The sequence below is a fragment of the Streptomyces malaysiensis subsp. samsunensis genome, assembly GCF_024519315.1.
Taxonomy (GTDB): domain Bacteria; phylum Actinomycetota; class Actinomycetes; order Streptomycetales; family Streptomycetaceae; genus Streptomyces; species Streptomyces malaysiensis.
Map to the genome: position 1 here is coordinate 85,222 of NZ_JANIIC010000022.1, position 25,304 is coordinate 110,525.

A 25,304-nucleotide genomic window follows, 5' to 3' on the forward strand; every position below is an offset into this window, starting at 1 on the left:
CTGTCACTGCTTTCGAAAACTCGCCACTGCGGCCGCGGCCCGCTCCCCCTTGGCGCTCGATGCCTGCGCCCAAGATTCGAACGAAACGACCGATTCGAGTGGTTCCTGCGTGGCCAGTCGTACGGCCTCCTTGATGTTCTGCGCCAGCTCGGGTCCGAGGAGGGCGACCTTTGCGGCGAGAGCCCGCGCGTCCTGCAGCGGGTCTTCCATCACAGACTCGACGAGGCCCCACGACAATGCGTCGTCCGCGCTCAACGTTCTGCCCTCTAGCAGAACCCGTGCAGCCCGCTGCCTACCCAACGATTCCACCAGGAAGGCAGTCGCGCCTCCTCCCGGGTGGAGACCGATCCGCGAGAATGTAGCGCCGAAAGTCGCGGTGGGACTCGCGATGACGATGTCGCAACTCAGCGCGATGTTGAGGCCGGCACCGACCGCCGGACCGGTAACTGCGGCGATGGTGGGGATGGTCAGTGATCGAATTCCCAAAAAGCTCGCGTAGGCATTCTGCAAGCTCGTTCTGATCTCGGCCACCGGACGATCGAGATCGTCGAGCATGGCGGGAAGGTCGGCCCCGGCACAGAACGCTTCACCTTCCCCTGTGACGATCAGCGAACGAGCCCCGCGGTCGCTCGCCAGTGCGGCGATCGAGGTGGCCATGGCCTCACACATCGCCGGGTCCAAAGCGTTTCGCTTCGCTGGATTCGACAACGTCAAAATCCGCGTACCGTCATCGAGCGAGGTGACGTGCGCCCCAGTGTTCACCGTGTGCTCAGCTCGCTTTCGTTCGTCATCAATTCCCAGAGGGCCTGGTCGTCCGGAGCGACTGCCAGTTCACCGACCTGCTGTTCCCAGGAGCGTTGAGACCTCGGGCTGTCGGCCCACGCCGTCAGGCGGGAAGTCGACAGGTGCAGATCGTGCTCTTGGGTGATCCCAATCGCCCCGTGCAACTGGTGGGCCACTGCCGCGACCCGGTTGGCGACGCGTCCCGCGGTAGCCGAGGCCGCAGCCGTGGCTCCCGGCGCACCGCCCGTCGCGAGGGCCAACTGCACCGCGGACCCGAGCAGATCACGCTCGCAAATGATGGAGGCCAGCAGATGCTGAACAGCCTGCAGCTTCACCAAAGGCCGACCGAACTGCCGCCGCGTGGCCACGTGCTGCGCTGTGTGCTCGACGGCTCTCTCCACCGCTCCCAAGATCGCAGCCGAGCGCAGGATGCCGTTGCGGTCCGAAATCTGGCTGACCGTCAGCGGCACGTCGAACAGCTCGTCATTCGCGACGCGCACTGAGTCGAACTTCAGATCCGCACACGGTTCACCAGCGAGATTGGTCCCCTGGGTGATCGACAACCCCTTGACCTCCGCAGGCCTGATGACGCCGATGGAGCTGGTCCCCGAATCCGCCCTGACGAGCAACAGCGTCGGCACGGCTCCTGCCCATGCCATGCGATTGATCGAGCCGTTCACCACAACACCGCTGCTCGCAGTGGTCCAGGTGATGCGATCCCCGAAAAGGACCGTGGCAGCCGACCCGAGATCCGCCACGGAACCGCCACCGTGCGCGAAGACCCATGCAGCCGACGAGGTCTCGGCCAACGGGACGAGTGCGTTGTGACGACCGGAGGCCCGCACGATCTCCGCCAGGTCTATCAGGTCTCCGCCGACGCCACCGGCGTTCTCGTCGATCGAAACGTAGGGCCAGCCAAGGTCGAGCAACACTTGCCACAGGGCAGCGTCGCCGTGCGGAGTCTCGGACACCGCGCTGCCCCGCTCGGAGAAGACTTGGTCGGCAACGTCATAAACATCATCATTCCACTTCACAAGCGTGTCTCCGAACGAGCAACGAGGGTGAGCAGCACTTCCGACACTCCGCCCCGGATGGACATGCCGGGAATGGCCACTTGCGCCTCTGAAATGAGTCGCTCAAGGGTTCCTTCGTCACTTAGCCCGCCCACGTCAACGGCGTAGCGCGCCGTGTTCAGGACGTCACGTTCAAATGCAGGGCCTAGGTACTTCAGCTTCGCGGCGTCGGCAACGGGTGCGACCCCGTTGTCCACGGACACGGCGATGTTCCACGCGAGATTGCGCAACGCGCTCACGCGAGCGGCAAGCGCTCCCACCTGCTCAATGGTCGCTCGGTCGCCGGAGAGGTGCGCGTGCTTGAGGGTTTCCGCGAGGAGCGGATACGTGCTGAGAAATCGCTCACTGCCACCCCGCTCGAACGAGAGCTGCCCGGTCACCTGCGACCAGCCTTCCCCGACCTCACCGATGACCCATCGGCTCGGCACCGCTACCTCGTCGAGAAGCACCTCATTGAAATGGTGTTCACCCGCCAGATCAAGGATCGGGCGCACGGTCACACCCGGCGATCTCATGTCGACGATGAACTCGGTCAATCCCTCGTGCTTGATCTCGCTGCGGCTGGTCCGGGCGAGCACATACGCGTGCGTAGCGTGGTGTGCATTGGTGGTCCAGACCTTTGCGCCATTGATCCGCCACCCGGAACCATCCCGTTCAGCCGTCGTTCGGACGGCGGCGAGATCGGAACCCGCCTCGGTCTCGCTCATACCGAGGCAGAAGGAAACCTCTGAGGTCGTGATGGCCGGAAGGAACTCGTCCTGCAGTTCGCGCGAACCGAACCGAAGGATGCTGGGGCCGATCTGCCGCTCCCCAATCCAGTGAGCGGCCACTGGAGCCCCCACCCGGAGCAGCTCCTCGGTGATGACGAGCCGCGCTGTGCTGGGCATCCCCGAACCGCCGAACTCGGCCGGCCAAGTAACGCCGATCAAGCCCTCCGCGCTCAGTGCCCTGCTGAATGAGAGATCGAATCCACGCACCCAAGCGTCACACTGAGGTACGAAATCGCCAGCCGTCAGACGCTCGCTGGTGAATTTGCGGACGCGCGCCCGCAAATCCGCTATATCGCGGCCAGTAGCAGCCGTGGTGTCCGGGGTCATCACAAGTCCGCCTTTCCGAAGGCGCCACCCTCGCGCAGGCGGAAAATCTGGTCCTCCGTGTAACCTGCGCTCCCGAGCACTTCTTCGGTGTGCGCGCCAATCCCTGCCGGCGGTCGCGGCGCCAGTGATCCGCTCACCCCGAGTTTGATCGGCACCCCGATCCCCGTGTAACCGCCGCTGCGGACCACCATCTTGCGAGCGAGAACCTGCTCCGACTGCAACGCTCTGCCCACGTCATTGAGGGGACTTGCGGGTATGCCTGCGGCCAGGAGCGCATGCGCCAACTCGTCGCGGTCCCATTGCGCGAGTACTCGCCCCATCTCATCCTGGAGGGCTTTCAGATTCTCGACTCGGTCGCTGTTTTCAGCGAACCGCGGGTCGGTGGACAGCTCAGGGTGCCCCAGAACCTGGGCGACTTGAGCGAACTGCCGGTTGTTCGTCGCCGCGATGAACAAGGGGCCGTTCGAGGTGGCAAACAGCTGGTACGGCGCGATGACGGGGTGGGCGGCCCCCGTCCTCGCCGGAATTGCCCCGCTAGCCAGCCAAGTGGCCGAGTGTGGATGGAGAAGTGAGATGACAGCGTCCAGCAAGGACACGTCGACCAGTTGTCCGCGCCCCGAGGCCGAGACCTCGTGGAGAGCCAAAAGAATGCCGCTGAAAGCTTGATTGGCCGCAACGATGTCCACAATGGGCACTCCGACGCGCAGTGCGTCGCGCTGTGGTTCGCCGTTGATGCTCATGAGGCCGCCGAAGGCCTGGAGCACTGCGTCATAGCCCGGGAGTTCCGCCATGGGGCCGGTTGAGCCGAACCCGGAGATGCGGCAATACACGAGCCGCGGAAAGAGTTCGGCCAGCACGGATTCGTAGCCCAGTCCCCAGGTGTCCATGGTGCCGAACCGGAAGTTCTCGATCACTACATCGGACTCTGAAATGAGCTTCAGGAGTACCGCGCGCGCCTCCTCGTTCTTGAGGTCGAGGCAGACGTTCGACTTGTTGCGATTGATGCCCTCGAAGTAAGCGCTGCCACCGTCCGGGAGAAAGGGCGGACCCCAGGTTCTGGTCTGGTCCCCGGTCGGCGATTCGATCTTGATGACGGCGGCACCGTGGTCTGCCAGCATTTGGGCGGCGAACGGGCCGGCCAGCACACGGCTCAGGTCCAGCACGCGCGTCCCGCGCAGCGCCCCCACGCCGGTCACGAGCCGGCCCGTCCGTCCAGGTGGTTCCTGGCCGTGCCCGTAGCCGCCGCGGGCGACGCCCGTTTGCGTAGAACGTGCGGACCTGGAGAGATCCGGAACTCGACGTTCGCACGCTTCCGGGTTCCGCCTTCACTCACCGGAGCGTCGCGGGGGTCTGGGTGGCTGGGGATCGTCGGCGATGGCATCGGCGCCCTCCTGTAGACCGGGTGAAGCTTTACGATACCTCATATCATAGGAGAATAGGAGATAGCTGCGAGTCTCGGCGTAGTCGGCGGCATCACACGGGTAGAGGCCCCGGGCTCGGTGCGCCTCCGCCACGGTCTTGACAGCCAGCGTGGCCGCAGCCGCTCGCAAGGTGAGATCGTGCTCGTGACTGTGTTCGCGCACCCGAGCCCAGGCAGCCAGCATCCGATGCTTGAGCCGGATCTCGACTTCGCCGGCCGACCACCAGTACGCCTGGTTGGCCTGCCTCCACTCGCACTAGGACACGACGACACCTCCGGCGTTGGCCAGGATGTCGGGGACGACGAGCACGCCGTTCGCGGCGAGCGCCTCGTCCGCGGCAGCAGTCGTGGGTCCGTTGGCGCCTTCGACCACTATGCGTGCGCGGATCCCGGACGCGTTGCGCTCGTGGATCACGCCCTCGACCGCAGCTGGAACGAGGACATCGACATCTCGCGCAGTGGAACGCTGAGTCATCTCGAACACGCTCTCGTCGTAGCCGAGTAGGTCGACGGCTTTCCGCAGTTGGGCGTGGGCGTCGTCCAGCGGACCGCGCGAGCCGGCTCGCGCCACCCTCAGGTTCGTGATGGTCACCGGTACGCCGCCTGTCCCGTCATCGCCTGTCCGACCACCAGGGTGTGCATCTCGACAGTTCCCTCGTAGGTCAGCACCGACTCCAGGTTGTTCATGTGCCGGATGACCGGGTATTCGAGCGAGATGCCGTTGGCGCCGAGGATCGTCCTGGACGTGCGGCAGATCGCGAGCGCCTCCCGCACGTTGTTCAGCTTGCCCAGGCTGACCTGATCGGGACGCAGCGTGCCGGCGTCCTTGCGGCGGCCGAGGTGCAGTGCCAGGAGCACGCCCTTGATGTACTCCAGGTTCATGTCGGCGAGCTTTTGCTGGGTGAGCTGGAAGCCGGCGATGGACTTGCCGAACTGCCTGCGTTCGCTGGCATAGGAAAGAGCTGCCGACAGCGACGACCGTGCTGCGCCCATCGCCCCCCAGACGATGCCGTAGCGGGCTTCGGTCAAGCAGCTCAGCGGGCCTTTGAGTCCGCCGGCCTCGGGGAAGGCGGCAGAAGCAGGCAGCCGGACATCATCGAGGACGAGCTCGCTGGTGACGGAAGCGCGCAGCGAAAGCTTGTGCTTGATCTCCGGCGCCGAGAACCCTGGTGTGCCGGTCGGAACGACGAAACCGCGGATGCCCTCGTCCGTCTGGGCCCACACCACAGCGACGTCGGCGACGGTTCCGTTGGTGATCCACGTCTTGCGGCCGTCGACAATCCAGTCGTCGCCGTCGCGGCGAGCACGGGTGCGCATGGCGCCCGGGTCGGAGCCGATGTCAGGCTCGGTCAGGCCGAAGCAGCCGATGGCCTCGCCCGCTGCCATCGATGGGAGCCACTCGTTTTTCTGTTCCTCGGTGCCCCAGCGCCAGATGGCGAACATAGCGAGCGATCCTTGGACCGACACCAGGGAGCGGATTCCGGAGTCGGTCGCCTCGAGTTCAAGGCACGCAAGGCCGTATTCGGTCGCGGACATGCCGGCACAGCCGTATCCCTCCAGGTGCATGCCGAGCACTCCGAGCGTGCCCAGCTCCTTTGCCAGGCCTCGAATGTCGTTGATGCGGCCCTGTTCGAACCAGTCGGCCACATAGGGATCGATGCGGTCGTGGCACAGCCGGCGAACGGAGTCCCGGACCGCCTTCTCCTCGGCGGAGAATTGCTCGTCGATACCGACCAGATCCATCGGGTCGATCGGCGGGAGCGACTTGGTGTGGTGGGTGCTCATCGTGCTCCTTCTTCCTCTAGCCAGCGGCGGACGGCGTCGTTGTGCTCCCCCAGGGCGGGTGGAGCGCCATAGGTGGTGATGGGCGTGCGGGAGAAGGTGATGGGGTTGCGCACCTGCTTGGGTGCCTCGCCGACCTCGGCTGTAGGTTCCAGCCCGAGTCGCTCGGCGAGGTCGATGGCATCCGCGATGGAACCGATGCGGCCAGCAGGGATTCCGATCCGGTTCAAGCGGGCCACCCATGCGTCGACGGTGTCGGTGCGCAGGTGCCTCTCGTCGAGGACGTCGACGAGCTCATCGGGTTCTGCACTCGATGTGCGTTCGTGGTGAATCGCGCGTCGACTGCGAGCTCGACGTCTTCGAACTCGGCCGCCAGCCGGACGAACTGTCCGTCGTTGCCGACGCAGAGGGCAAGGTGCCCGTCCTTGGCTGCCAAGGTCTCGTAGGGGGCGATGGTGAGGTGGATGGCCACGGCCCTCCGTGCTGCCACGCCCACGTGACTGCGACGCTGGTCGGCCATTCGTTGAGTGCGACCCGACCGACCTTTTCGCTGAGTACCGCGACGAGATTCGGGGCATCCTCGTCGGTCAGACCCGCGGTGAACAGGCTTGCCGCGAGCGCCGGCTGCAGGTGGTCCAGGGCACGTGTCAGCTCCGCGACCTTTCCGAGCTCTTCGCCGGTGCGCGGATTGAAGGAGACGATCATGGCTGGACCTCGTCGATGGCACCGCAGATCACATCGAGGGCGTCGTCGAGCAGGTCGTCGCAGATGACCAGTGGCGGTAGCAGGCGGATCACGTTGCCGAACGTGCCGCACACCAAGACCAGCACGCCCTGTGCGTGACAGGCTGCCGAGACTGCCCTGGCGAGCTCAGGAGCTGGTGCCGTGGTGCCCGGCCGGACGAATTCGATCGCCAGCATCGCGCCCCGCCCGCGGACCTCACCGACGACTGAAGCCTCGCCGGTGAGCGCGGCGAGGCGTGGCTTGACGTTCGCTTCGATGTCGCGGGCACGCTGGACCAGGGCCTCACGTTCGATGGTCTCCAGCGCCCCGAGAGCTGCCGCGCAGGCGACTGGGTTGCCGGCGTAGGTGCCGCCGAGCCCGCCCGCCGGCACATCGAACTTCGGCCCGAGCCCGAACGCCACCGCACTCACGTCGCTCTTCTTCAGCGCGGCGACGTAGCGCTTGCAACCGATCCTGTTCGTCGGCAGGGAGACGCCGACCGTGAGGAGAAGTACTCCGCCAGCCAGATATGGGGAGGGGTCGAGAAGCTCGCTCAGGTGAACGGCAGCGATCGGCGTATCCGGGAGAGGCGCTCCGCCCACCGGCGCGAGGTGTTGTCCCAGGACCGCGGACAGCGACGAGACAGTGGGGATCGGCATGCAGTGACCTCGGCGCTGTTACCACGCCCGTAGGAGCCGGCTACCCGAAGATGCCGGTGGACATGTACTTCATTCCGCTGTCCACAGCGATGGTCACGACCACGTCATCGGGTCCGAGACGCTCCGCGAGCCGCCGAGCCACCACGACATTCGCCCCCGTCGAGATCCCCGCGAATATGCCATCGGTCTTGGCGAGCGACGCGGCCATCGCGATGGCTTCGTCGTCGCCGGCCGTCTCAACGGAGTCCACCACGTTCATGTCCACCAACGGAGACTTACCTCCGGAGAGACCTTGGAGCTTGTGCGGCCCCACCACTCCCTTCGAGAGCGCCGGCGACCCCGCGGGCTCCATCGCCACCACCTGACAGTCCGGCAGTGTCTCCTTGATCGCCAGGCCCACGCCCATCAGGGTCCCCCCGGTGCCGACCCCGGTGCAGAACGCCGTCATGCGACCGCCCGTCTGATTCAGAATCTCTTGGCCCAGCGTTTGGCGGTAGCCTTCCACCATGGCCTGGTTGTGGAACTGGTCGGTGGAGAAGTAGTCGGGAAGACTGGCGAGTTCGGCCACCCTGTTCGTCATGTCGGCGACGTCCTCTTGCGTCATCCCTTCCGGGGATCTGCGCGGCATTACTTCCAGGTCGGCTCCGAAGGCCGCCATCATGGCGAGCCTCTCCGGCGTAAAGCAGCTAGAGGTCACCAGCTTCAGCGGGTAGCCCTTCGCCCGGCAGGCGAGTGCGAGCGCAGGCCCCGTACTACCTCCGGTGTACTCGACCACTGTCATCCCCGGCTTCAGCTGGCCGCGACGTTCGGCGTCGTCGAGGATTGCCAGGGTCATCCGGTCCTTCACCGAACCTGACGGGTTGAGGTACTCAAGTTTCACGAACACGCTGGCACCGCCGTCGGATCCGTTCGCGTGAAGCTGGATCAGTGGCGTGTTGCCGACAGCGCGCAGAATGCCGAGATCGGTCGTCAGTGGCGTGTTCATGAGACTCCCCTGGCTCGGGTTCGATGCCGACTAGGCATGATACATCGACACCTCTAAGATTCTAGGAGTATTCAATCTTGTGGTCAAGTTACTAGGAACATTCAAGGAACTACCCAGAGTGTCGTTACACAGAGGCGGAGAACGGGGTCAAGGTGCGACTCGATCTGAAGGTGACGAACGCGCGAATCAGGACGATGGACCCGGCGCGTCCGGCCGCCCGGACCCTCGGGATGTTCGGAGACCGGATCGTCGGGCTCGATGAGCAGGTCGACTCCCTCGATGCCGTCGAGACCGTCGACCTCCAGGGAGCAACGGTCCTGCCTGGCTTCAACGACGCCCACGCCCACTCCGTCTGGTTCGGCCTCGGGCTCGTCGAGGTCGACCTCGCGACCGCCGGGGACCTCGGCGAGGTGTACCGCCGGATCGCGGACGCCGCCGGGTCATCACCCGAGCCGTCGGTCGTTGCCGGTGGATACAACCATCACTTCCACGGAGGTCGCTTCCCCGACCGGGACGCACTCGACGCGGCCGCCGGGGGCAAGCCGGTGTGGATCAAGCACAACTCCGGCCACGCCGCGATCGTTAATGGTGTCGCGCTCCGGCTGATCGACGCCGAACACACCGCTCCGACCGTCGTCGGAGGGCGCGTGGTCGTCGACGAGACCGGACGGCCCACGGGCGTCCTGGAGGAGAACGCCATGCGGCTCCTCCAGGACTTGGTGCACAAGTACTCACTCCACTCGATCGAGGATGCGCTCGAACGCGCGAGCCGGCACTACGCCACCGAGGGCATCACCAGCGTGACCGATGCGGGAATCGCCGGAGGCTGGATCGGGCACAGCCCGGTCGAGTTCACCGCCTACCAGAACGCCCGCGAAGATCGGCGTCTGCACACCCGCGTGCAGGCCATGCCGGCGATCGACGTCCTCGCCGACCGCTCTCCCGCGGGTATCGCAGCCGGGATCCGTTCCGGCGTAGGCGACGCATGGCTGCAGATCGGGCCGGCCAAGATCTTCACCGACGGATCGCTGCTGGCCTCGACGGCGTACCTGAGCGCGAACTACCCCGGGTGCGACCACCAGGGATACTTGCAGGACGATCCCGAGCAGATGCGAACGCTCGCGCTGGAGGCCGCTGAAGCCGGCTGGGCGCTGGCCATGCATGCCATCGGAGACGGCGCGATCGACTTCTCTCTCGAAGTCCTTGAGGCCATCGCCGCACGCGGGTGGCGAGCCCCGATGCCGCACCGCATCGAGCACGCCGGAGTCGTCCGGCCGGACCAGCTCGACCGGCTCACCCGCTCCGGTGCCGTGCCGGTTCCCCAGCCGTACTTCATCGCCCAGTTCGGCGAAGGGATGCGCGAGAACCTCGGTGACCGGGAGCCGTGGGCCTACCGCGCGGCCAGCCTGTTGCGGCGCGGTATCGTCCTGCCCGGCAGCTCCGACCGGCCGGTGGCCCCCGGCGCTCCCCTGCCCATCGTCCAAGCCTTCGTCGAGCGCCTCACCGAGGTCGGCGAACCCTTCGGCCAGGACGAGCGAATCAGCGCCGAAGCCGCGCTCCGCGCCTACACGGCCGGGTCGGCAGCCGCCACCGGATGGGGCCACGAGAAGGGGAGCCTCGGCTCGGGCATGCTGGCCGACCTCGTCGTCCTCGGCGACGATCCCGTCACGATCGAGCCTGCCCGAATCGGCGGGATCGACGTGCTCGCCACGATCGTCGGCGGCGGGTTCAGCCACGGCGGACCGGTCACCTTCACCTGACCTCCTGCGATCTCCTCGTGAGCCGGCCTCGGCGCCGCCGAGGCCGGCCATGATCGCAGCCGTCATCCCTTTCATCGGTTCGGGTACAGCCTCGTCGCCGCCCCGGAACCCGCGGTAAGAGACTGCGCGAAGCCTGATCCCCGAACTGACACGAACGTCCATTGCGGAGTCGGAACCGCCTGCCTCGCCGCGGTGTTTCGCTCGGGCCGAGCACGCCAGCACTGCCGGGCAAGGGGAACCGGCATCCCCCCTCCGACGACAAGACCCAGGGTGATCCATCCCCAGAGTAAGCAACCGCGCCCAACTCGTTGGAGCACCAGCCGCACTCACCCGCGCTCCGACGAACATCCGGGCACGCCGCCGGGAGCACGATCTGCGGCTCCGACGACCTTCCTTGCGCCTACTTGTGCTGCGGCCGCGCCCGCCTCGACTCCTATTTCGGGCGCATCGCCGACGAGTTTGCCCCAACCGGGCGGCCGTCATCTTCTCTGATCACGCACTTGCTGCTCAAACGCCCCTCGTTCGTCGGAGCTGGGTCTGTCAAACGAGCGGCTCTGGCCCGTAGTCGGTGGTGACGCCGAGTAGCCACCCTTGATCATCATCTTGTGGTGGATATCAACTCCCTTATGGGGACGGTGTTTTCGGGATTATCGGCGCTGGTCGTCGAGGACGTGGCGGACGGCGGTGACGCGGTGGTGATCTTGGCCCGGACCCGGGTGCCGTGTCCGGTGTGCGGGACGCCGACGGCGAAGGTGCACGGTGAACACCGCCGAACGGTGAGGGACGTGCCGGTCGACGGCCGCCAGGTCGTCGACCACCTGCGCGTACGGCGGCTGGCCTGTCCGGCCCTGGGCTGCAGGCTGCAGACCTTCCGCGAGCAGATTCCCGGACTGCTGGAGCGCCATCAGCGCCGCACGGTGCGTCTTGCCGGGCAGATATCCCAGATGGCGCGGGAGTTACGCGGCCGGGCGGCCGCACGCCTGGCCGGCCTGCTGGCCGTGCCCGTTCCCGGAGTACGGCGCTGCGCCATCTGTGGCGCCTGCCGCCGCCGCAGCAGGCGGTCCCGCGGATGATCGGCGTGGACGCTCACCGACCCGCTCGCCGCCACCACCCGCTACCTCTACGACGCGCGCGGAGGTCTGCTCGCCGTCACCGACCCGCTGGGCGCGACGACCCGGGTGCGCTGCGACGGGGCCGGACTGCCGGTCGAGATCACCGACCCGCTGGGAGCCACCACGCGCTACCAGCGGGACGCGTTCGGCCGCGTCGTGGCCGAGACGGACCCGCTGGGCGCGGTGACCCGCTACGAATGGAGCCCGGAGGGCAATCTCCTGCGCCGCACCGGCCCTGATGAGTCGACGGAGTCCTGGACGTACGACGGCGAGGGCAACCGCACCACCCACACCGACCCCGTCGGCGGCACAACCTCATATGAATACACCCACTTCGACCTGCTGGCCGCCCGCACCGGCCCGGACGGCGTCCGCTACGAGTTCGAGCACGACGCGGCGCTGCGGCTGATGAAGGTCACCAATCCACAGGGCCTGACCTGGAGTTATGAGTACGACCCGGCAGGCCGCCTGGTGGCGGAGACGGACTTCGACGGCCGAGAGTCGCGATACGAAAACGACGCGGCGGGTCGGCTCACCGCCTGGACCACTCCGCTGGGCCAGACCGTCACATAAGCGCCGCCGAGTCGACCGTGACGGCCAGCACGCCGAGGACATCCTCGGCACCTGGCTGGCCGCCGTGACGATCGTGCTCGCCGCCCTCGCCGTGTGGATCTCCCCCGCGCATCGGCTCACGCTGCTGGCCGCCGGGATCGGCACGGCGGTGATGATGGTCGCGCTGCTGGTCGGCCTGGCCGTGGTGCGCGGCGTCTATCTGGACTCCGTCCCGCCCAGCGCCCTGCCCCGGGACCCGGCGGCCTTCATCTTCGACACGCTCGTACGCTTCCTGCGCGAAAGCACCCGCACCCTTCTCGTCGTCGCGATCGTCACCGCGTTCGCCACGTATCTGTACGGCCCCGGGGGCGGGGCTCGCGCCGTCCGCTCGGCCGCCGCACGCGCCACCGGCGCCATCGGCCGGGGCCTGGCCCGCGGCGGAGCCCGCACCGGGGGCTTCGGCCGCTGGCTGGACGTCCACCGGGCCTGGACCACCGGCGTGGTGATCACGGGCGGCGCGCTGGCCCTGGTGCTGTGGAACCATCCCACTCCGGCGTCCGTGGGGCTCGTCCTCGGCATCGTCGTGGGGATCCTGGCGCTGCTCGGCATCCTCGCCGGGGCGTCCGGACCCACGGCGAACGGCCCCGCCGACGGTCTTGCGGGGTCCGGCCCGGCCGCCGACGGTCCCGCGGCGGGTGGCCGTCACGGAAGTCCCTGACGGCCGGGTGATATGCCGTGCGGATGCCGCGGGAGCTACGGACGCCGCGGGACCTGCGGACGCCGCGGGAGCGTGTCACGACCGCGACCGGCGGCGGCCCGGCCGCCCGGTTCCTGGAGCGTCTGGCGGCCGTGAACACGCTGGAAGCCGCCACCCGGCCGGCGGCCCAGGCGTTCCTCACCGCCTCCCCCTGCCGATGGCCGTGGCGGCCTCATCGGCCTGGTACGCACGGACAATCCGCCTGCCGCGGGGACGGGAACGCCCCTGAAGGCCGCCTCGAATATCGTTCGAGCGCGGCCCTTCCGCCCTCATCCGCAGGCTGCCGACCCTGGACGCCGCCGAGTCGTGGTCGCTCGACCCGTCGGCGGACTGCTGGAAGACCGGGGCCGTGCGGACCGTCCGCACCAAGAAGGTGCTCTCTCTGTGGGTGGGTTCGAATGCCTGCGGACGCGTTCCCGTCCCAGTAGGGTCCTCCGTACGAGAGGGGGAATAACGCCCATGTATTCACCCGTTCTTGACCCGAGGTAGGCGCCATGCTGCACGGCATCGACGTGAGTTCGCACCAGTCCACGTTCGACGCGGACGGGCTGGCCTTCGTCTTCATCAAGGCCACCGAAGGCCGGTCGTACATCAACCCGAAGCAGACCTCGCAGGCGTCCCGGGCGCGCAAGGCGGGATGCGTCGTCGGCTTCTACCACTTCCTGTGGCCGGGCAACATCTCGGCGCAGGCGAGCTACTTCGTGGAGAAGTGCGCGTCCCAGAAGCACGATCTGCTCGCCGTGGACTGGGAGACCACCGGTTCCGGCACCCGCGCCAGCAACGCCGAGAAGGACCGGTTCATCCGCGAGGTCAAGAAGCTGCGCCCCACGCACCGCGTGATGCTCTACTGCAACCGGAACTTCTGGCTCAACTACGACACCACGTCCTACGCCGGAGACGGTCTGTGGATAGCGGACTACGTGACGGCGGGTAAGCCGCGGATCAAGGCGAAGTGGCGGATCCACCAGTACACCGACCGTCCACTGGACAAGGACGTGGCGAACTTCTCCAGCAAGGCCGCTCTGCGAGCGTGGGCCGACCCCAGCCGGGCGGCGCTCACCGCCGACGAGGAGACGGAGGACGTGGCGGACGTGGCGGACGTGGCGGACGTCCGGGCGCCGGATGAGGTGGAAGGCGGGGCCTGACCCGTCCCCGGGGCGTTGTCGGTGGGTGCGCCTACGCTGCCCGGTATGAGTTACGCAGACCTGCGCGAACTCCGCAGCGCGCTCACCACCGCATCGGACATCGCCTTCTCGCTGGATGCCGCACCCTCCGGGCCGGAGACCGAGCTGCTCGCCGACGCCCTGCGCCGGGCGCTCGCCGCCGCGGGGTCGCTGACCGCCGAGCACGGCTCCACGGGCTGTCCGGAGCATCCGCGCGGGGCGGTCGATCCGCTGTACGGGGATCCGGACGACCCGCTGCCGCCCGGCTACGGCCGCTGTCTGCTGTGCAACGACCGCAGACGGCGGGCGAGCGCACAGCGGCGCGGCTGGCGCTGAGGCGCCGGCCGCGCCGCCGTACGGCCCGTTGCTACTGTGCGGCCCGTAGAGACCGGCAAGCCCGCAGACCCGTAGGCCCGCACACTCGTTTCAGCCGGTCTTTTCGCCGTCCTTGTTCTGGGCCGCCCAGAACTCGTCGAAGGTGAGCAGCCCATCACCGTTGGCGTCGTGGGCGTTGATGACGGCCTGGGCGACGGGCTCCGTGACATACGGGTCCCCCAGCTGCGCCATCACGCTCTTGTACTCGGCCGCGGTGATCTGGCCGTCACCGTTGAGGTCATACCGCTCGAACGCCTTGCGCGCCGCCTCGATGTCCGCCACCTGTTCCGCCCCTTCCGTGCGTGTGCTTGACCCGCACAGATTAGCGGTCGGCGGTGGCCGGTTCGTCTCGGCCGCGTCGCGGAGTTCACGGCTCAGGGCCCCGCGGCCCACGCGGCTCGGGCCCCGGGGCCACACGGCTCAGCCTCCGTTGACCAGCCGCATATAGCGGTCCCAGTCCCACAGTGGGCCCGGGTCGGTGTGGTCGGCCCCGGGGACCTCCACATGGCCGATGATGTGGTCGCGGGTCTTGGGGATGCCGAAGCGGTCGCAGACGGCCGCGGCCAGGGCGGCGGACGAGGCGTACATCTCGTCCGTGAACCACTTGGGGTCGTCCACCCAGCCCTCGTGCTCGATGCCGATGCTGCGGTTGTTGTAGTCCTTGTTGCCCGCGTGCCAGGCGACGTCCTTCTCCCGGACGAACTGCCCGATGTAGCCGTCGGCCGAGGCGACCATGTAGTGCGTGGAGACCTGCTTGGCCGGGTCCTGGAAGATCTTCATCGCGTCCGGGAAGGTCTCCTGCGTCACATGGATGACGATGAAGTCGATCGGATACGCGGTCGGGCGGCTGGAGACGCGGTAGTTGGAGGGGGAGGCGGGGATCCAGTGGGTGGGCGGATAGGCGGCCGCGCGGCGGCCGCGTCTGTCGTCGGCGTGAGCGGTGATCGCGGTCGCGGCGGTTGCGGCGAGTCCGGTGGCGGCAGTGGCGAGGTAGGCGCCCGAGCGGAGCAGGGCGCGCCGGGTGGGAGTGCGGCCGTGCGCTTCCATGGGGGGTCTCCCGAATGTCGTAGCGGGGACAAAGGGGGTGACGCGTGGGGGTGTGACGCGCGTAGCGTCGTTCCATGGTGAATCCTCGACAGGGCCATGCCAAGAACCGCCACGCAAAGAAAGATTTCGCGTCACGGTCTGGACCACTGGAGTTTTGATAGCGGGAAGTCGACAACGAAGGAAAATTAACCCTCTACCTGGCATTAACAAGGCAAGTGTTACACCTCACCTTGGATTGGCTTGGAAGTGCTCTACCACCTCTGCGATAGTCGGGGCCGCGGCCCCCATTGACCCGAGCGAGGTCGCTTCCCCCGAATGCCACGGCCCACACCCCTTTCGCGCCATGGCCCGGGGCGAAGGGGGTCCCCATACCGTCGGCACGCGACGGCACGGGGACCCCTTTCACACGCTTCACAACGTGCTTCACAACGTGCTTCATACACCGCGCCGAGATCCGCACCGACGCTCGTAAGATCGGTTTTCAGATCGATTTCCTGATCAGCTTTCGGCCACGCGCATCTCGAACCAGGTCGTCTTGCCGCACGGCAGCAGATCGACCCCCCACCGCTGGGAGAGCTGGTCGACCAGCATCAGCCCGCGCCCGCTGGTGTCGAGCTCCCCCACCGGCATCAGACACGGCAGCCCCCGCGAGGGGTCCCGGACCTCGACCCGGATCCAGCCGCGCCGCCGCAGCATCCGCAGTCCGAAGGTGCGGGCGCCGGTGTGCCGTACGGCGTTCCCCACCAGCTCGGAGACCAGCAGCACGGTGTGCTCGGCGAGCTGATGGCCGAGCCCCCAGTCCCGCGCCACCACGAATTCGGCCATCCGGCGGGCGGTCGCGGCGGATTCGGGGCGGGAGGGCAGCCGCACCTCCTCGCACGCGGGGTTCCCGAAGAGGTCAAGCGCTCTGAGGGCCCGGTCGTCCTCGATGGACGGCGCCCCCCGCACCGCAGCCGTACCAGTGCGCTGCTGCGGCTGCTCCATTCCCTCCAAGCCCGCCATGCCCCCCATCATGGCCGCCCAAAAGGCCATCCGGGGCGGAACCATGGGATTCCGAACACCGGAGCCCCAGGCCCCATAAACCCGATCCGACATATGCCAAAGGCAGTTGGGGTACCCAAACACCCCGCCTGACCAGCGATGTCACCGCGCGTACGCGTGATCACCCAGCGTACCGGACCGGGTCGGCCAAGAGCCGACCGATGGCGAAGAAAATTCGCTCGCACGGGGCATAGGCGGGTCCGCAACCCCGCCCGACACGATCGGAACCGGTCGGGTGTCAGCGGAACGTGGCCTTGCCCGGCCCCTCCTCGACAAAGCTGCGCATCCCGATCTCCCGGTCCTCGGTGGCGAACAGCCCGGCGAACCAGGTCCGTTCGATGGCGAGGCCGCTGTCCAGGTCCGTCTCCAGCCCCCGGTCCACCGACTCCTTGGCCGCGCGCAGCGCGATCGCCGGGCCCCGGGCCAGCCGCGCCGCCCATGCGTGGGCCTGGTCGTAGACCTCCTCGGCCGGTACCACCCGGTCCACCAGGCCGATGGCGAGCGCCTCGTCGGCCTTGACCTGACGGCCCGTGAAGATGAGGTCCTTGGCCTTGGCCGGGCCGACCAGCCGGGCCAGCCGCTGGGTGCCGCCCGCGCCCGGGATCAGGCCGAGCAGGATCTCGGGCTGGCCCAGCTTGGCGTTCTCCGCGGCGATCCGGAAGTCGGCGCACAGCGCCAACTCGCAGCCGCCGCCGAGGGCGTAGCCGGTGACGGCGGCCACCACGGGCTTGGGGATCCGCGCCACGGCGGTGAAGGACTCCTGAAGGTCACCGGAGCGGGCCACCATCGCGGCGTGGTCCATCTCCCGCATCTCCTTGATGTCCGCGCCGGCCGCGAACACCTTCTCACCGCCCCAGATGACCACGGCGCGCACATCGTCGCGGCGGGTCACCTCGGCCGCGAGCTCCCGCAGCCGGTCCTGGGTGGCGACGTCGAGCGCGTTCATCGGGGGGCGGTCAAGGCGGAAGGTGGCAACGCCGTCGGCGACGTCGAGGTTCACAGTCATGAGCGCAGGTTAGCGCCCGCTAACACGGAAGCGGAGGGCCGGGGCGGTGCGGGGACGCCGGGGGACGGTGTCAGCGGCCGGAGGGCGAGCCGCCGGGGCGCCGGGCCCCGCGCGGGGTCATGCGCCCCGCATGGCGTCACGCCTTCCACTTCTCCCAGGACATGTTCCAGCCATTGAGCCCGTTGTCCGGCTGGATCGTCTCGTCGTGGGAGTTCTTCACGATGACCACATCGCCGATGATCGACTTGCGGAAGAACCAGGACGCCGGGGTGGAGGAGTCCGCGCCGCCGCGCTGGTCGAACAGGCCCACACAGCCGTGGCTGACATTGGACGATCCGAAGGTGGGCCGGCCCGCCCAGTAGTTGCCGTGTATGAAGGTGCCGGAGGTCGACAGGCGCATCGCATGCGGTACGTCCTTGATGTCGTACTCCCCGCCGAAGCCGACCGTGGCGCCGTCCATCCGGGTCACCGGGTGCTTCTCGCTGATCACCATCTTGCCGTTGTAGGTCTCATGGCCGGGCGCGCCCGAGGTTATCGGGACGGTCTTGATGGTCTTGCCGTCCCGCTTGACCGTCATCTTCTTGGACTTGGCGTCCACGACGGAGATCTGGCTGCGGCCGATGGTGAACGTCACGGACTTCCGCTGCTCGCCGTACACCCCCGGCCTGCCCTCGACCCCGTCCAGATCCAGACTGAGCGTCACCTTGGTGCCGGGCTTCCAGTACTTCTCCGGCCGGAAGTCCAGCCGGTCGTTGCCGAACCAGTGGCCGACGACGGGCACCGAGGGCGAGGCGCTGACCTTGATCCCCTTCTCCACGGCCTCCGGGTGGGTGATGCCGCGGTTGAAGTTGAGCGAGACGGGCATGCCGACGCCGACCGTGGAGCCGTCCTCGGGGGTGTAGACACCCACGAAGGTCTCCTTGGGGCGCAGGGTGGTGAAGGTCGCGTGCTCGGTCGTGGTCAGGCCGTGGGCGTCCTTGGCGACCGCGTCCACGGTGTAGGTGGTGTCGGAGCGGAGATGGGCGTCGGGCCGCCAGCTCTTCCCGCCCTGGGCGATCTTCCCCTCGACCGCGGTGCCCTTCGCGTCCTTGACCTTGACCGAGGAGAGGGTGCCCTTGGCCGAGGTGACCTTCAGCGCGCCGTCGGTGTCGACGCCCTTGGCGCCGTCCTTGGGCGCGATCGTCACCACGGCACGCGGGGTCCTGGGCCGCGCGTCGTCCTTCTTGCCGTCGTCGTCGGAGCCGCCGCCTCCGCCGCACGCGGCCACCGCCATCAGCATCACCCCGAACAGCGGCGCGAGAAGTCCACCGCGGCCGCCCCGCACCGCCCCCGATATCCGCCGGACCGTCACAACAGCTCTCCCCTCCCCCGGGCCCCGCCCCCGCGGCAACCCCGATCACGCGCAGGCGCGCCTGGCGATAGGTAATCACACGCCGCTGACAGTGAACTCCCCCCGATGGTCACGTTTCAGTCCCGGGCCGCGGCGGTCGCAGGGTGATCGGCCGGTGCCGGGCACCAGGAAACGTGCGAGTCGGCGGGTTTGGGGGCAGAACAGGTTGGAGAGCGTGGGCCGGGGCCGTGCGGTACGGGACACCGCGGGGCCCGCCGGCCCGCCATGAGGTGCCGCCCGCCTCCCCTCCGCCGGGCGGAGGCGGTTGGCCGCGAGCCGCGGAGGCCGATGTGTCCAGTGCAGCCGAGCAGGAGGCGCGTGCGGCCGAGCACGCCCAGCACCAGACGCGTGCGGACCAGCGCGAGACGCGCGACGGCGTCCCCGGACGCCCCTCGGCGACGGCGGTGGGGCGGCTCATCGGCCACCGCTCCACGGCGGTCGCCCCGCGGCGCGACCGGAGCGCGGCCCCGGCGGCGGGCCCCGCCGTACACCCGGGCAGCCCGGAACCGCTCGGCGCCCGCCCCTGCCGGGGGCCCGACGGGGTCCGGGGGACCAACTTCGCGCTGTGGGCGGGCGGTGCGGAGGCCGTCGAGCTGTGTCTGTTCGACGAGGACGGCCGCGAGTCCCGCTGTGCGCTCACCGAACTCACCCATGAGGTCTGGCACGGCTTCGTCCCCGGGGTGCTGCCCGGCCGGCGGTACGGCTACCGCGTGCACGGCCGCTGGGACCCCTGGACCGGCGCCCGCTGGAATCCGGCGAAGCTGCTGCTGGATCCGTACGCCCGCGCCGTGGACGGGGAGTTCGCGCTGCCCGCGGAGGTCTACGGACATATGCGGGACTGGCCGCAGCAGCATGTGGCGGACACCGTGAGGGACGACCGCGACTCCGCCCCGTACGTCCCCAAGGGGGTGGTCGTCGGCGATGACGCGGTGGACGGCGCGCCCGACGAGTGGACCGACGACCGGCGGCCCAAGACGCCCTGGGCCGAGTCGGTGATCTACGAACTCCATGTGCGCGGCTTCACCATGCGCCACCCCGCCGTGCCGCCCGAGCTGCGCGGCACCTACGCGGGGCTGGCGCATCCGGCCGCGATCGAGCATCTGACCCGGCTCGGGGTCACGGCGGTCGAGCTCCTGCCGGTGCATCAGTTCGCCCATGAGGACCATCTGCTGCGACGGGGCTTACGCAACTACTGGGGCTACAACTCCATCGGCTACTTCGCGCCACACGCCGGATACGCGGCAGGCGGCACCCGGGGCCAGCAGGTCGGGGAGTTCCGGCGGATGGTGCGCGCCCTGCACACCGCCGGGATCGAGGTGATCCTCGACGTCGTCTACAACCACACCGCCGAGGCCGATGAGCTGGGCCCCACCCTCTCGCTGCGCGGTGTGGACAACCGCGGCTACTACCGGCTCCAGCAGGACCCCCGCCGCTACGCCGACTTCACCGGCTGCGGCAACACCCTGCATGTGCTCCAGCCGCAGGTGCTGCGGCTGATCACCGATTCGCTGCGCTACTGGGTCACCGAGATGGGGGTGGACGGCTTCCGCTTCGACCTGGCCAGCGCGCTCGCCCGCGCCGCGCACGGCGTGGACATGCTCTCCCCGTTCCTGGCCGTGATCGCGCAGGATCCCGTACTGCGCCGGGTCAAGCTGATCGCCGAGCCGTGGGACGTGGGATCCGGCGGCTATCAGGTGGGCGCCTTCCCGCCGCTGTGGGCGGAGTGGAACGACCGCTACCGCGACGCGGTGCGGGACTTCTGGCGCGGGGCGCTGCCCGACGCCCGCGATCTGGGCTACCGGCTCTCGGGCTCGAGCGATCTGTACGAGCGCGGCGGCCGCCGCCCGTACGCCTCGGTCAACTTCATCACCGCGCACGACGGTTTCACCCTGCGCGACCTGGTCTCCTACGAGCGCAAGCACAACGAGGCCAATGGCGAGGGCAACCGCGACGGCACCCCCGACAACCGCGCCTGGAACTGCGGCGCCGAGGGCGAGACCGACGACCCGGGGATACACGCGCTGCGCCGCCGCCAACTGCGCAATCTGCTGACCACCCTGCTGCTGTCCACCGGGGTGCCGATGCTGGTCGCGGGCGATGAGCTGGGCCGCACCCAGGGCGGCAACAACAACGCGTACTGCCAGGACAACGAGACCGGCTGGCTCGACTGGTCCCTGCTCGATGACCCCGGCTGGCGCGCCCTCACCGAGCTCACCACGCGGCTGATACGGCTGCGCCGGGCCCATCCGGTGCTGCGCCGCACGGCCTTCTTCTCCGGTCTGGCCCGGCCCCCGGAGGGGTTGCGCGACCTGGCGTGGTTCACTCCGCACGGCACCGAGATGACCGAATCCGACTGGTACGCGCCGACGACCGCCCTCGGGGCCTATCTCTCGGGCCTCGATCTGCCCCAGCGCGCTGCGCGGGGCGCCCCGGTCACGGACGACAGCTTCCTGGCGCTGCTGCACGCGGGCCCGCGGCCGCTCTCCTTCACCCTGCCCGGCCCGCCCTGGGCCCGGGGGTACGAACTCCTGCTGGACACCTCCCGCGAGGACCAGGGCGCACCCCCGGGCTCACACCTCGCGGCGGGCGCGCCCATCCAGCTCCCGGAACGCTCGGTCCTGCTGCTGCGCGCCCTCACCGCCACGGACCTACGCCAAAAAACCGAGTGAGCACTGTCAGTGGCGGACCGTAGGCTCCCCACTGATGGCTGTGACGAGTGAACCCCGCGCCCAGGAAGGCGGAGCCGCCCCGCGGCACCGCTCCGCCACGCGTTCGCTCCTGCGACTGTGGCCATATGTGCGCCCGGTGCGGGCGCGGCTGTTCAGCGCGGCCGCCGTGGCGGTCGTCGCCTCCTGTCTGGGGCTGGTCATCCCGCTGGTCCTGAAGTGGATGGTGGACGGGCCGGTGGCGCACCGGGACCCGGGTGGGGTCTGGCTGGGCGGTGCGCTGCTGCTCGCCCTCGGCTCGGCCGAGGCCGCGCTGTTCGGGCTGCGGCGCTGGCTGGTGGGGCGTCCGCTGGCCTCCGTCGAGGCCGCGATGCGCGCCGATCTCTACCGCCATCTCCAGCGGCTGCCGGTCTCCTTCCACGACCGCTGGCCCTCCGGCCAGCTGCTGTCGCGGGCCACGACCGATCTGATGCTGCTGCGGATGTTCCTGGCCTTCCCGCTCACCTTCCTGGTGGTCAACGGGGTCACCATCCTGGCCGGGTTCGCCATTCTGCTGTCGCAGGAGTGGACGCTGGGCCTGGTCCTGGTGGTCCCGGCGGTGCCGCTGGTGATCCTGTGCTCGCTCTTCGAGACGCGGTACGCGACGGTGGCCCGCACCGTGCAGGACCAGACCGGCGATCTGACGACGGTCGTGGAGGAGGGCGTGCTGGGCGTCCGGATCGTCAAGGGCTTCGGCCGCCACCGCAGCCAGGCCCGCGCCTTCCGCGCGCTGTCCGAGCAGGTCCGCTCCACCGAGCTGCACAAGGCGCGGCTGCTGGCCACGCTCTGGGCGCTGATCATGACCCTGCCGGAGCTGGCGATCGGCGCGGCGCTGGTGCTCGGCACGGTGCGGGTCGCCGACGGGGATCTGTCGGCGGGCACGCTGGTCGCCTTCCTCTCCACCGCCATGACGCTGCGCTGGCCGGTGGAGTCCCTGGGCTTCCTCCTCGCGATGAGCCAGGACGCGGCCACGGCCACCGACCGCTATTTCGACGTGATGGACGCGGAGCCGGCCACCGCGGCCGACCGGCCCCGCCCCGCGCGGACGCGGGGGCGCGGCGGGGAGGGCGCGAGCGGTAAGGACGACACGGACGGTGAGGACGGCACCGGCGGCGAGGTCCGCACCGGCGGTGAGGTCCGCACGGGCGGCCGGGACGGCCCGGCCAGCAAGTACGGCGCAGGCGGCCGGGACGGCACAAACGGTAAGGGCGCCGCGGGCGGGCTCCGGTTCGAGGGGGTGGAGTTCGCCTACGCGGACGCGCCGCCGGAGGAGCCGCCCGTGCTGCGCGGGGTCGATCTCCATATCCGGTCCGGTGAGACCATGGCTCTGGTCGGGGCCACCGGATCCGGGAAGACCACCCTCACCGCCCTCGTCCCCCGGCTCCACGAGGCCACCCGCGGGCGGATCACCCTCGACGGCCGGGACATCACCGCCCTCCCCCGGGAGGAGCTGCGCGCCCTGGTGGCCGTGGCGTTCGAGGAGCCCACGCTCTTCTCCGCCACCGCCGGTGAGAACGTCCTCATGGGCGCCGCCGACGCCGGGCGGGAGGAGCTGCTGCGGGCCCTGAAGGTGGCGCAGGCGGACTTCGTACACGCCCTGCCCGAGGGCACCGGCACCGAGGTCGGCGAGCAGGGGCTCAGCCTGTCCGGAGGCCAGCGGCAGCGGCTCGCGCTGGCGCGGGCCGTCGTGGGCGGCCCCCGGTTCCTGGTGCTCGACGATCCGCTGTCCGCCCTCGATGTGCACACCGAGGCGCTGGTGGAGGCGGCGCTGCGGGAGGTGCTGGCGTCCACGACCGCGCTGGTCGTCGCCCACCGGCCGTCCACCGTGCTGCTCGCCGACCGGGTCGCGCTGCTGTCAGGAGGCCGGATCGCCGCCGTCGGCACCCATCAGCGGCTGCTGTGGGAGAGCGCGGAGTACCGGTCGCTGATGTCCGGGCAGGAAGCCGAGGAGGGGGAGAGAAGCCCATGACGACGGTCGAGGAGGAGCGGGAGAGCGCCGACGGCTGGGAGAGTTCCGGGGACTGGAACGGGGACGAGGACCGGGGCCGGGGGACGTCGTCCGACCGGTTCGACCGCGATGTCCTGCCGGTGCCCAAGGGCGCGTCGCTGGCCCTGCTGCGTTCGCTGCTCTCCCCGCGCAGCCGGCGGGTCTGGGTGGCGACCGTTCTGCTGCTGCTCCAGCAGGCCGCCGTCCAGGCGGGTCCGCTGCTCGTCGCGTACGCCATCGACCGTGGCGTGCCCGCGCTCCGCGACGGCTCCCATGGCCCGCTGATCGCGGTCGGCGCGGGCTATCTGGGCTGTGCGCTGGCCTCCGGGGCGTTGCAGTACGCGTTCATCCGCGCCTCCGCCCGGATCAGCCAGGACGTGCTGCTGGATCTGCGCGGCCGGATCTTCCGCCATGCCCAGGCGCTGAGCGTGGACTTCCATGAGCGCTACACCTCCGGCCGGCTGATCTCCCGCGCCACGACGGACGTCGAGTCGCTGCGCGAGCTGCTCACCGAGGGTCTGGAGGAGCTGCTCGGCGTCGCGCTGTCGGTCGTCTACATCTCCATCACGCTGCTGTACCTCGACTGGGGGCTGGGCGGGGCGGCCGTGCTCTCCTTCTGGCCGCTGTATCTGCTGATCCGCTCCTTCCAGCGCCGCTCCATGCGGGTGTACCGCAAGCGGTCGACGGCGATCGCCGCGGTGATCGTGACGTTCACCGAGACCATGAACGGCATCCGTCCCGTGCAGGCGTTCCGCCGCGAGCGTGCCAACGACAAGCGCTTCGGCGAGCAGAACCACCGCCATGAGCGCGCCAACGGGGACGCGATCCTGGAGATGGCCCGCTATGTGGTCAGCTCCCGGCTGGTGGCCAACACCGCGATGGCCGCCATCGTGCTCTGGGGCGCCTATCGGGTGGCCTCCGGTTCGCTCGCGCTGGGGGTGCTCGCCGCGGCCGCGCTGTATCTGCGCAGGCTGTACGACCCGATCGACCGGCTGGGGATGTTCCTCAACTCCTACCAGTCGGCGGCCGCCTCACTGGAGAAGATCGCGGGCCTGCTGGCCCAGCGCCCCTCCGTCCCCGACCCCACCGACCCCAAGCCCCTGCCGCCGCGCCCGGCGAAGGCCCCCGGCCGGGAGGTGGTCTTCGACGGGGTGCGCTTCGCCTATCGCACCGGCGGCGAGGTGCTGCCCCGCTTCGACCTCACACTGCCCGCCGGACAGACGGTCGCCGTGGTCGGGGCGACCGGCGCGGGCAAGTCCACCCTCGCCAAGCTGCTGGCCCGCTTCTACGACCCCAGCGAGGGCCGGGTGCTGCTCGACGGGGTCGATCTGCGCGATCTGGCCACGCCCGAACTGCGGCGCGGTGTGGTCATGGTGACGCAGGAGCCGTTCCTGTTCTCCGGCACCATCGCCGACAACATCTCCATCGGCCGCCCCGACGCCACCCGCGCCGAGATCGAACAGGCGGCCAAGGCGATCGGCGCACATGACTTCATCGCCGCCCTGCCCGACCGCTACGACACGGACGTGCGCAAGCGCGGCGGCCGGATCTCCGCCGGCCAGCGCCAACTGGTCGCCTTCGCCCGCGCGTTGCTCGCCGACCCGTCCGTCCTCATCCTCGACGAGGCCACCTCCTCCCTCGATATCCCGGGCGAACGCGCGGTACAGCGCGCCATGGACACGGTGCTGCGCGGCCGTACGGCGGTCGTCATCGCCCACCGGCTGTCGACCGTGGAGACGGCCGACCGGGTGCTGGTCATGGCCGAAGGCCGAATCGTCGAGGACGGCCCACCGGCCCGCCTGATCGCGGGCGAGGGCCGCTTCGCCGCACTGCACCAGGCGTGGCGGGACAGCTTGGTGTGACGGGCGAGGGTTCTTCGTTACGGCC

The 25,304-nt window shown here is 69.2% G+C and carries 20 protein-coding genes and 4 pseudogenes; 10 read left to right on the forward strand and 14 right to left on the reverse strand.

What is annotated here, in order from left to right; translation table 11 throughout:
* Positions 1-3 precede the first annotated feature (3 nt).
* The 9 genes and pseudogenes from NQU54_RS19980 to NQU54_RS20025 form a co-directional block, all read right to left on the reverse strand.
* Positions 4-762 carry an enoyl-CoA hydratase-related protein gene (locus NQU54_RS19980; protein WP_257632236.1) on the reverse strand — a complete coding sequence of 253 codons (759 nt, stop codon included), beginning with the start codon at positions 760-762 and terminating at the stop codon, positions 4-6.
* Entirely contained in the window at positions 759-1,817 is a 1,059-nt protein-coding gene (locus NQU54_RS49790) for an acyl-CoA dehydrogenase family protein (RefSeq protein WP_257632237.1), read from the reverse strand. Before NQU54_RS49790 ends, NQU54_RS19980 begins: the two co-directional genes overlap by 4 nt.
* On the reverse strand, positions 1,814-2,953 hold the full coding sequence (locus NQU54_RS19990) for an acyl-CoA dehydrogenase family protein (protein ID WP_257632238.1): 1,140 nt from the start codon (positions 2,951-2,953) through the stop codon (positions 1,814-1,816). The genes NQU54_RS49790 and NQU54_RS19990 overlap by 4 nt, the downstream gene beginning before the upstream one ends.
* Positions 2,953-4,149: a CaiB/BaiF CoA transferase family protein gene (locus tag NQU54_RS19995; protein ID WP_257632239.1), complete on the reverse strand. Its 1,197-nt coding sequence runs from the start codon at positions 4,147-4,149 to the stop codon at positions 2,953-2,955. Before NQU54_RS19995 ends, NQU54_RS19990 begins: the two co-directional genes overlap by 1 nt.
* A gap of 129 nt (positions 4,150-4,278) precedes the next feature.
* Positions 4,279-4,848 (reverse strand): annotated as a pseudogene (locus NQU54_RS20000) (hypothetical protein).
* Between the two features lie 113 nt (positions 4,849-4,961).
* Positions 4,962-6,158 carry an acyl-CoA dehydrogenase family protein gene (locus NQU54_RS20005; RefSeq protein ID WP_257632240.1) on the reverse strand — a complete coding sequence of 399 codons (1,197 nt, stop codon included), beginning with the start codon at positions 6,156-6,158 and terminating at the stop codon, positions 4,962-4,964.
* Positions 6,155-6,675: pseudogene (locus NQU54_RS50120) on the reverse strand (CoA transferase). The gene NQU54_RS20005 and the pseudogene NQU54_RS50120 overlap by 4 nt, the downstream one beginning before the upstream one ends.
* 181 nt (positions 6,676-6,856) lie before the next feature.
* Complete coding sequence (locus tag NQU54_RS20020) at positions 6,857-7,537, reverse strand: aminotransferase class III-fold pyridoxal phosphate-dependent enzyme (protein ID WP_257632242.1); 681 nt, start codon at positions 7,535-7,537, stop codon at positions 6,857-6,859.
* A 40-nt stretch (positions 7,538-7,577) separates the two neighbouring features.
* Positions 7,578-8,522 carry a PLP-dependent cysteine synthase family protein gene (locus tag NQU54_RS20025; RefSeq protein ID WP_257632243.1) on the reverse strand — a complete coding sequence of 315 codons (945 nt, stop codon included), beginning with the start codon at positions 8,520-8,522 and terminating at the stop codon, positions 7,578-7,580.
* A gap of 170 nt (positions 8,523-8,692) precedes the next feature.
* Between NQU54_RS20025 and NQU54_RS20030 the strand changes: the two genes are divergently transcribed.
* From NQU54_RS20030 to NQU54_RS20055, 7 genes and pseudogenes are all read left to right on the forward strand, one after another.
* Positions 8,693-10,282 carry an amidohydrolase gene (locus NQU54_RS20030; protein ID WP_257632244.1) on the forward strand — a complete coding sequence of 530 codons (1,590 nt, stop codon included), beginning with the start codon at positions 8,693-8,695 and terminating at the stop codon, positions 10,280-10,282.
* A gap of 605 nt (positions 10,283-10,887) precedes the next feature.
* Positions 10,888-11,390: pseudogene (locus tag NQU54_RS20035) on the forward strand (transposase family protein); the annotation flags it as partial.
* Positions 11,365-11,961: pseudogene (locus tag NQU54_RS20040) on the forward strand (type IV secretion protein Rhs); the annotation flags it as partial. The pseudogenes NQU54_RS20035 and NQU54_RS20040, both read left to right, overlap by 26 nt.
* A gap of 70 nt (positions 11,962-12,031) precedes the next feature.
* Positions 12,032-12,664 carry a hypothetical protein gene (locus NQU54_RS20045; RefSeq protein WP_257632245.1) on the forward strand — a complete coding sequence of 211 codons (633 nt, stop codon included), beginning with the start codon at positions 12,032-12,034 and terminating at the stop codon, positions 12,662-12,664.
* A 310-nt stretch (positions 12,665-12,974) separates the two neighbouring features.
* Positions 12,975-13,157, forward strand: a complete 183-nt coding sequence (locus NQU54_RS50545) for a DUF7873 family protein (protein WP_441005749.1) — start codon at positions 12,975-12,977, stop codon at positions 13,155-13,157.
* A gap of 40 nt (positions 13,158-13,197) precedes the next feature.
* The gene (locus NQU54_RS20050) at positions 13,198-13,848 is read left to right on the forward strand and encodes a glycoside hydrolase family 25 protein (protein WP_257632246.1); all 651 of its coding nucleotides are present in this window, start codon (positions 13,198-13,200) and stop codon (positions 13,846-13,848) included.
* A 45-nt stretch (positions 13,849-13,893) separates the two neighbouring features.
* Positions 13,894-14,202 (forward strand): hypothetical protein, encoded by a 309-nt coding sequence (locus NQU54_RS20055; protein WP_257632247.1) that lies wholly within the window; start codon positions 13,894-13,896, stop codon positions 14,200-14,202.
* Between the two features lie 90 nt (positions 14,203-14,292).
* Here the strand turns inward: NQU54_RS20055 and NQU54_RS20060 are convergent, their stop codons facing one another.
* The 5 genes from NQU54_RS20060 to NQU54_RS20080 all read right to left on the reverse strand — a co-directional run bounded on the left by NQU54_RS20060 (position 14,293) and on the right by NQU54_RS20080 (position 18,686).
* Entirely contained in the window at positions 14,293-14,523 is a 231-nt protein-coding gene (locus NQU54_RS20060; RefSeq protein WP_069866641.1) for an EF-hand domain-containing protein, read from the reverse strand.
* 138 nt (positions 14,524-14,661) lie between these two features.
* Positions 14,662-15,288 (reverse strand): N-acetylmuramoyl-L-alanine amidase, encoded by a 627-nt coding sequence (locus tag NQU54_RS20065; protein ID WP_257632248.1) that lies wholly within the window; start codon positions 15,286-15,288, stop codon positions 14,662-14,664.
* Between the two features lie 498 nt (positions 15,289-15,786).
* Positions 15,787-16,290 carry an ATP-binding protein gene (locus NQU54_RS20070; RefSeq protein ID WP_069866645.1) on the reverse strand — a complete coding sequence of 168 codons (504 nt, stop codon included), beginning with the start codon at positions 16,288-16,290 and terminating at the stop codon, positions 15,787-15,789.
* Between the two features lie 277 nt (positions 16,291-16,567).
* A complete protein-coding gene (locus tag NQU54_RS20075; protein ID WP_257632249.1) occupies positions 16,568-17,335 on the reverse strand; it encodes an enoyl-CoA hydratase/isomerase family protein in 768 nt (255 codons plus the stop codon).
* A gap of 136 nt (positions 17,336-17,471) precedes the next feature.
* Entirely contained in the window at positions 17,472-18,686 is a 1,215-nt protein-coding gene (locus NQU54_RS20080) for a L,D-transpeptidase (RefSeq protein WP_257632250.1), read from the reverse strand.
* Between the two features lie 455 nt (positions 18,687-19,141).
* Here NQU54_RS20080 and glgX point away from each other — a divergent pair, with 455 nt between their 5' ends.
* Genes glgX through NQU54_RS20095 form a run of 3 tightly spaced genes read left to right on the forward strand, consistent with a single transcriptional unit; the run spans position 19,142 to position 25,279 of the window.
* Entirely contained in the window at positions 19,142-21,394 is a 2,253-nt protein-coding gene (glgX, locus tag NQU54_RS20085) for a glycogen debranching protein GlgX (RefSeq protein WP_372505958.1), read from the forward strand.
* A 34-nt stretch (positions 21,395-21,428) separates the two neighbouring features.
* The gene (locus tag NQU54_RS20090; protein ID WP_257632251.1) at positions 21,429-23,399 is read left to right on the forward strand and encodes an ABC transporter ATP-binding protein; all 1,971 of its coding nucleotides are present in this window, start codon (positions 21,429-21,431) and stop codon (positions 23,397-23,399) included.
* On the forward strand, positions 23,396-25,279 hold the full coding sequence (locus NQU54_RS20095) for an ABC transporter ATP-binding protein (protein WP_257632252.1): 1,884 nt from the start codon (positions 23,396-23,398) through the stop codon (positions 25,277-25,279). Before NQU54_RS20090 ends, NQU54_RS20095 begins: the two co-directional genes overlap by 4 nt.
* Positions 25,280-25,304: the final 25 nt, after the last annotated feature.